7 protein-coding genes are annotated in these 7,971 nt (G+C 42.8%); 1 reads left to right on the forward strand and 6 read right to left on the reverse strand.

Annotated features, from left to right (window positions below; translation table 11 throughout):
- Positions 1-208: 208 nt before the first annotated feature.
- From AC6H04_RS00580 to AC6H04_RS00600, 5 genes are all read right to left on the reverse strand, one after another.
- Complete coding sequence (locus AC6H04_RS00580) at positions 209-757, reverse strand: TetR/AcrR family transcriptional regulator (protein WP_497569841.1); 549 nt, start codon at positions 755-757, stop codon at positions 209-211.
- Positions 758-858: 101 nt separating this feature from the next.
- Positions 859-2,079, reverse strand: coding sequence for an MFS transporter (locus AC6H04_RS00585; protein WP_497569842.1), 1,221 nt, complete (start codon positions 2,077-2,079; stop codon positions 859-861).
- Positions 2,080-2,161: 82 nt separating this feature from the next.
- Positions 2,162-2,959, reverse strand: coding sequence for a DUF975 family protein (locus AC6H04_RS00590; protein ID WP_497569843.1), 798 nt, complete (start codon positions 2,957-2,959; stop codon positions 2,162-2,164).
- A gap of 134 nt (positions 2,960-3,093) precedes the next feature.
- Complete coding sequence (locus AC6H04_RS00595; protein ID WP_497569844.1) at positions 3,094-3,420, reverse strand: AzlD domain-containing protein; 327 nt, start codon at positions 3,418-3,420, stop codon at positions 3,094-3,096.
- Positions 3,407-4,114 (reverse strand): AzlC family ABC transporter permease, encoded by a 708-nt coding sequence (locus AC6H04_RS00600; RefSeq protein WP_497569845.1) that lies wholly within the window; start codon positions 4,112-4,114, stop codon positions 3,407-3,409. The genes AC6H04_RS00595 and AC6H04_RS00600 overlap by 14 nt, the downstream gene beginning before the upstream one ends.
- A 167-nt stretch (positions 4,115-4,281) precedes the next feature.
- On the opposite strand from AC6H04_RS00600, the gene AC6H04_RS00605 reads away from it, so the two are divergent.
- A complete protein-coding gene (locus AC6H04_RS00605) occupies positions 4,282-5,292 on the forward strand; it encodes an aldo/keto reductase (RefSeq protein WP_497569846.1) in 1,011 nt (336 codons plus the stop codon).
- 249 nt (positions 5,293-5,541) lie between these two features.
- Here the strand turns inward: AC6H04_RS00605 and AC6H04_RS00610 are convergent, their stop codons facing one another.
- The gene (locus tag AC6H04_RS00610) at positions 5,542-7,767 is read right to left on the reverse strand and encodes an alpha-galactosidase (RefSeq protein ID WP_497569847.1); all 2,226 of its coding nucleotides are present in this window, start codon (positions 7,765-7,767) and stop codon (positions 5,542-5,544) included.
- Positions 7,768-7,971 lie beyond the last annotated feature (204 nt).

A 7,971-nucleotide genomic window follows, 5' to 3' on the forward strand; every position in this document is an offset into this window, starting at 1 on the left:
TTTGGTAAGTATTTCAATCAATTTTTCAATCAAAATTAGTGATTATCGTACTTCGGGTTCTGTATATTGATATCACCTGATTACGTGCCAAAACTCAGATTCCGGCCGTTTAACACAAATAATGCCTATTCCGCAAAAATTGCGAAATAGGCATTATTCACGTTAAACTCTGGCCTCTACCGAGTTTTGTCACAGCTTTAACTTTTAATTAGGACTGTTTTTGTTTAAACAAACTATTAATTTCAAGTATGGCTGCTTCCAATTGCTTATGATCAATTTTTTCTGTTCCTTCAACCACATAGCGCTCTAAAATTCCCATTAACATTCCTTCGATGGCACTGATCATAACATCTTTATTGTGCGAGCGCTGGATCGTTTCAATGACCGGATCATTCTTTGAACCAGTCGCAACACGGCGCTGGATGAGTTCCCATAGGATTTGATTCAGTATTTCATGAAGATCTGAGCGACTTTGCCGGGTCGGCATTAAATTTCTGAGTACTGTCCAGTATGATTCAACATACTCAACGAATTGAACTAACAATGGCTGATTCGGTGTGTGTCTTTGGACTGTATCCTCAATTTCAGCCATCAGCAAACTTTTTTTATCAGAAAAATAACGGTAAAAGGTACTGCGAGTAATGAAACTCTCTTGAGCAATCTCTGATACGCTAATCATGTCATATGGTTTTTCACCAAGCAAATCTAAAAAGGCATTTAAAATTTGGCGCCGGGTTCTCTCTTGTGTGCTACCCATAGTCAATTCTCCAATTCTCTCTTAATATTAATTGCCATTATCAATCAATTCTAAGAAAATTGTACTCATTTCATTACCGTTAAGCAAGCAAAAAGCCCTTACTATCGGGTTTCTTTAACTGTTTTATAATCAGCTTTATAAGCCCACACCACGATGCCAAGATTAATAAGGACTAGACCAGTCGTCATCAAAAAGACGTATCGGTAATCCAAAACACCGGCTACTCCAGCAGCCAGCATTGGACCAATTACCGAACCAATTGCCTGAGCAGATTGATTATAACTAAAAATTCGACTAATTGATTCTTTTGGTGTGGCTAACGTCATCACGGTCTGAGTTATTGGGAGTAAGGCAGCATCCGAAATGCCAACTAAGAATCGAAAGACACCTAAACTAGCAACGCTTTGAACGAAAAACATGGGTAAAAACATCACCGCACAAAATATTAGTCCGGCAACCAGGACTTTTCGTGGACCAATATGGTCTCCCAAGGCCCCTAATCGTGGCGCTGCAAGCAGTGTGGCAATTCCTGGTAGTGCCGCGATAACCCCACTGGCCATGGCAATATTACCGTGACCATGCATCAATTCCTTCACAAACAAACTAATAATCGGGTTGATCGATGTGGTGGCAGCCTGTATCAGCATTGAAGAAATAATCATTGCCCAAACTACCCGCACGTGTTTAATACCGGTAAAGGCGCTCCGTTCCGCATACTTGGGGTCGTCTAATGACTGAAAATTTTCCTTCACGAAAAATAAAGTCGTGATCGATGCAATCAACATCATGCCACCAAACATAAAGAACGGAATCCGGTAACCAAATATGCCGGCCATGTAGCCACCAATAATGGGACCAATCAGCGTACCACCGACATTACCAGTGGTTAACGTTCCCATAGTCCGACCACTTTTATCAGCTGGAACTTCACTCGCCATTAATGCGTATGCGTTATTAATGTAACCAGAGAAACCACCTTGAATCACTCGTAACGCAATCAAAATCCAAACATTTGGCGAGAATCCCGTTAATGTTGCCGTAATGGTCATCCCAAGGGCCGCACGCATCAGCATTGGTTTTCGACCAGTTCTATCAGCTAGTTTGCCCCAAAATGGCGACACGATTGCTTGACTTAAAAAGGTACCCGAAAACGCTAATCCTGCGTATAAGGTGAGCTCCCATTTAGGAAAATGACCCATTTCACTAATAAATAGTGGTAAAAACGGCAAGCTCATGCTCGCACCAGCACCCGTAATAAAGTTACCCAGCCATAAAGCGTAAAGATTTCGCTGCCACTGCGGCGTTTTTTCTGTTTTTGACATTTGACCATCCTCATATGTATTTATTTTTATCACTTTAATCAACTAAAAAAGGCACCCCATTGGCACCTTCACTAACACTATGCTACTGGTCATTATGTGACGAATCGTCTGGCTTTGATCCCGAATCCGGATAAAAAGTTTCGGTTGGTGCTGATTCAGAACCCTGAGTATCATCCTTATTGGGTGTAACCACCGTTGGCTTTTCGTCTTCTTCATTAGTACTCTGAACATCCTCAGCCGCTAATTTAACGTAGAAATTAGCAAGCGTCTGATTCATGTACGGATAAACCCAGATGATTGGAATAATAATGATACATGCTAAGCCCCAGCCAATGAAACTTAAGCCCATCACGAAATATTCCCATTTATGCCCATCCATCATTTTTCGACTTAAAGTAATAGCTTCTAGGAAACCAATCTTCTTACCTTGATCCAAGTAATCACGGTAGATAAAAATCGCCTGTGAATAAGAGAGACTCTTGATAATTCCTGGAACGATCAATAACAAAGTCCAAAGAAAGGTAAAAATACCGACCAGAATAATCAATACTAACGAGCCCAGAAAGTAACTACCACGATTAAAAATCGTGAATGACTTGCTAACGGGTTCAGTAAATTCACCGACACCCCGCTGCAGATCAATCATGACGAAAGAAACACCAATCGACAACAATGATGAAACAATACTCAGTAAATTCAGCCAGTCACTACCGGCAACGTTACCGTTTAAACTAAAAGCAAAATAACCAAATCCCACTGCTAATCCCAAAATATAAATCGGTAAAAATAAGAGCAAATAGAAAGTAAAGTTCTTGTCTAAAAATCCCCGGGCATCACGTTTTAGCTGTTGACGCCGACTTGCCATTGTTTCCTCGTTCATCATATAATACTCCTCTCGTATTAACCTACCGTCCCAAATAGGTTCCATCAAACCGAACACTCCTACGAGAGTATACTAATATTACAGAAATGTGTCAATTTAACCATGATTGACGTATAAGCAAACGATTAATTTTAAAGTAATACATTAACTACGGCTAAGGAAAGCACACCGACAATGACAATAACCAATAGATTTTTACTGATCACAGCACTGATCAACGTCGGAATGCTGGCCAGAGCGTTGGGAACATTAAGGCTTGGAAACTGTCCTAGATGCTGAATGAACAAACTTTCCATCCAGAGTGCCGTCATGATACAGATTGGCACAAACCCCAGAAAATTAACTACCACCTTGGGCAACTTAAACTGTTTTAGCAGAATAAATGGCACCACCCTCGATAACCAGGTCACGAGACCACTTCCCAAAATCACAAGTAAGACATAACTATTTAGTGCCATGCTTTAACACCACCCCAAATCCGCAACCGAGTAACGTCACGATTAATAATAGCCCGTTTTGCGGGAGCCATTTCATTCCTAGAAACATTAAAACAGCTACGAAAATAACCACTACGAATTGAATCGTTAACTTGATTGCCCGATCCGAAATCATCTGCAGGTATAAAAGACCGATAAACATGGCAACTAAAGCAAAACTGAACCCATATTTTTCCGGGTTATTGATGAGATTGCCCAGCATTCCGCCAACTGCAGAAGTCACTGCCCAAACTAAATAAGCAAAGATGTTGGCCGTATTTAGCCACCTAAAATTAAGTCGATGATCCGTGTAGTTAAGCTTGTTCATGCTTAACGCAAAGGTTTCGTCCGTCAGCAAAGTTCCTGCCCAAATGTTCTTTGCCATACTTTCATGGGACAAGTATGGTGCAACTACCGTGCTCATCAGGATCATCCGTGCATTCACCAAAAAAACGGACATCACGATAGAGCCGATACCAGCGTGTAACGCAATTAGACTAACAATCACAAATTCTGCTGACCCAGCATATGTAATTAATGACATTAAAAAAATTTCTAAAATACTTAACCCATTTGCTCTGGCGGTAATCCCAAAAGCAAGCGCGATGCCGATATAACCAAAAACAGTGGGTAACGTCTCTTTCAGTGCTGACTTCGTATCTAAGATTCCCGTCATTCTCATCATCTCCTCATTTGAGCACTGATGTTTTTATTCTACGGGTTCACCATAATCGTGTCAATCACAGCTTTTCGCGCTCATTTAGAATCTCATCCATCTTTTAGTTTTACGCTGCAAGTGCGTTATAATGAAATCGTTTACTTATTTAATTAGGAGGTAACGTCATGTACGAAGCAAACCCCAACCGCTATGACAACATGGTCTACAATCGACTAGGTGATAGCGGTTTGAAATTATCAGCCATTGGTTTAGGCTTCTGGCATAACTTTGGTAGCGTGGATGCATACGAAAATCAACGCGCCATTGTCCAGCAAGCATTTGACCTTGGCATCACGTATTTTGATTTAGCTAATAATTATGGTCCTGAACCCGGTAGCGCCGAAGAAAACTTTGGCCGAATCATGGCCACTGATATGAAACCATACCGTGACGAAATGGTCATTGCCAGCAAGGCTGGGTACGAAATGTGGGATGGCCCTTATGGTAACTGGGGTTCGCGTAAAAGTATCATTGCCAGTGCCGACCAAAGTCTCAAACGGATGGGGCTGGACTACGTAGACATCTTCTATAGCCACCGTGCCGATCCGGAAACTAACATCTATGAAACCGCCCAGGCATTAGACAGTTTAGTCCGCGAAGGTAAAGCGCTGTACGTGGGAATTTCCAACTACAGTGGGGCTCAAACCGAAGCCATGATTAAATGCTTTGAAGAGATGCACACGCCTTTTGTGGTTCACCAACCACGCTATAATATGTTCAACCGCGGTGTGGAAAGTGATCTCTTCCCCGTTTTGAAGAAGTACCATAAAGCTGCAGCCGGCTTCAGCTCGCTTTGCCAGGGATTACTCACCGACAAGTATTTAAACGGCATTCCTAAAAACTCACGGGCAGCGAAATCTACCAGTCCGTTTCTCCAGCCAAGTCAAGTTGAGCAAACGCTGAAAACGGTGAAGGCACTCAATGAGGTTGCCCAATCACGTCATCAGACCTTAGCTGAAATGGCGCTAGCCTGGAATCTACGTAAGCCAGAACTAGCTTGTGTATTGGTTGGTGCCAGCCGGCCTCAGCAATTAGTCGATAACGTAAAAGCCCTAGATAACCTGACATTCTCCGATGATGAGCTTGCCGCTATTGATACTATTTTGAATCAACAGCCCGCGGTCGATTGGGCCTAGTATTAAGTTAATCATCAAATAAAAAGACCGTGCCATGAGTCAACATTGGTAGGTATTTCAATCCATTTTTTGGTTACGATTAGTCATAATGATACTTTGATTCAATACGTTAATATAGCCTAATCGCGTGTCAAAACTCAGATTTCGGCCATTTAACGCCAATAAAGCCTATTCCGACGAACTTTTCGGAATAGGCTTTATTGGCGTTAAATTCTGGAATCTACCGAGTTTTGGCACAGCTTGTTTATTTTATTCAACTGCATCAATAATGAATCTGCGAGAACTAAAGTCCGCTGACTGCTTGACCGCAGCGGAATCATCAAATTCACTGCCAATGAAGATGCCGGCGTTCATGAGCTCATCACCGTAGTAAGTCTCAGCGCTATCGTTCACGCGATACCGTTTGTTGGAATCCAATCCCCGTAAATACAGCCGATCATACGGTGCATTAGGATGATTTAACAACTGATAACGAGTTGCGATGGCGTGATTTTGCTGATCATCAACCACGACCCAACTCATCACGTTGCCGTCCCCTTCAAACGGACTGTCTAATCGGTACAATTTACCGAATTGATACAGTAAGCGATGCTGCTTATAGAAAGCCACTTGTTCTTTTACTTGTTCAGCCTCTTCATCCGGCATTTTCGAAATATCTAACTCGTAGCCAAAAGCACCGTAAAAGGCAACGTTCGCTCGCGTTTCTAAGGAAGTGATCCTACCAGTCTGCTCGTTAGGTACCGCCGAGACGTGTGCTCCCATCATAGACTGTGGGTAGCCATAACTGGTTCCAAACTGAATCTTCATCCGTTCTGCCGCATCCGTATCATCACTGGTCCAAGCCTGTGGCGCGTAATACATCATGCCCAAATCAAAACGGCCACCACCTGAAGCACAGGATTCAAACAGTACATCGGGGTACGTCTCAGTCAATCGTGCATAGAGACTATATACACCCAGAATATAGCGATGTGGCATCTCTAATTGCCGGTCTGCTGGTAAAGCAGCGCTGAACATTTCGGTGATGTAACGATTCATGTCCCACTTAATATAATCCAGCTTGGTTTCCTGAATGGTTTGACTCATCATATTGTAAATGTAATCGACAACTTCCGGACGACTAAAGTCCAGTACATACTGATTACGGCCAGGTGTCTTCCGGCGCTTCGGTACGTGAATCAGCCACTCTGGGTGTTTTTCATAGAGTTCACTATCAATTGAAATCATTTCCGGTTCAAACCAGAGGCCAAACTTCAATCCTAGATCGTGCACTTCACCGGCAAAAGCACCAATCCCATTTGGCAGTTTTTTCGGATCAACGAACCAATCACCTAACGATGTATGATCATCATTTCGATGACCAAACCAGCCATCATCCAGCACAAACATTTCGATGCCTAGGCGCTTAGCTTGTTTAGCGATGTTCAATAATTTCTGATCGTTAAAATCGAAGTAAGTGGCTTCCCAGTTATTCACTAGAATTGGTCGTTCCATCCGCCGGTACTTGAGATTAACCAAGTGTTGACCATAGAAATCCGCCAATTGCTGACTCAGTTGATTCATCCCATCGGTAGTATAACTGATGATGGCTTCAGGCGTCTGAAATTCCTTATCAGGTGCTAATTGCCATTCAAATTCTGCTGGATTGATGCCAACGAGTATTCGACTAACATCCCACTGGTCAACTTCGATTTGATCTAAGAAATCGCCAGAATAGACGAGGTTAAAGCCAAAAGCTTCGCCGTCATCATCCGTGGTGTTAGGGCGAGCCAGCATCATGAACGGGTTTTGCTGTGGACTAGAAGTTGTCCGCACCGAGTCAATAGCCTGAAGTCCGGAGCGTAGTGGCGTCCGAATTAAATGCCGTTCTCGAGCCCACGTGCCAGAGAACTGAATCAAATCGTACTGTTTATCTGGCAAATCCAACTGTGCGCTCAAAGCAGCTTCCAATGTCACGGGTTCAACACCGTGATTTTTGAAATTAGCGCTGCGCACAATCACATCTTGATGCGGAAAAACGGTATAACTTAATTCAAGATCCAGTTGAATCAACTGGTCAGTCAGATGGATAATCAGTGTCTCAGCACCGTCGTCCGTGTCATCAAACGTTGATGGCATTCCCGTTAACCGTTCCTTGCCCTGAACAACTTCATAATGGTCATACTTTAAGTCTGTGATTCGGCTGCCATTAGTCTGCAAAACTTGGTACGCTGGTCGTCGAAAATCACCAGTACCCGTATCCGAATATTCTTGCTTCAGATCCCCAATTTGAACGGTGGGTTCATCTAGCGAATAAGCCGGTGTATCCGTTTTCATTTCTCGCTGTAATAACTGGGGATACTGAGGTTTGACGTGAATTTTCTTTCCATAATATACCTGCCCTAAAATGCCGTGGGCCAAGACTTGGAAAATATAACTTGTATGATCCGTTTGTAAATGAAATGTTTGATTGGTTTCGTCAACGTGAATTGCCAATTTTGGTGACTCCTTTCAGTTAATTAGTGGGCGTGGGCAACTGTGGTAGGTTCAAAAATCTGAGTTTTCCTTTTCTCTAGCCTAAACGTGTTCTCCAAGGCAGAAATCTGCATGTAAGGAGTCAATGACATAAACCCAAGACCGGGGTTTACGTCACTGACCCCTTACACTTCGATTTCTAAACGCCTTGGTTCACACTCTTTT

It is taken from the genome of Secundilactobacillus sp. MJ173, from assembly GCF_059704265.1.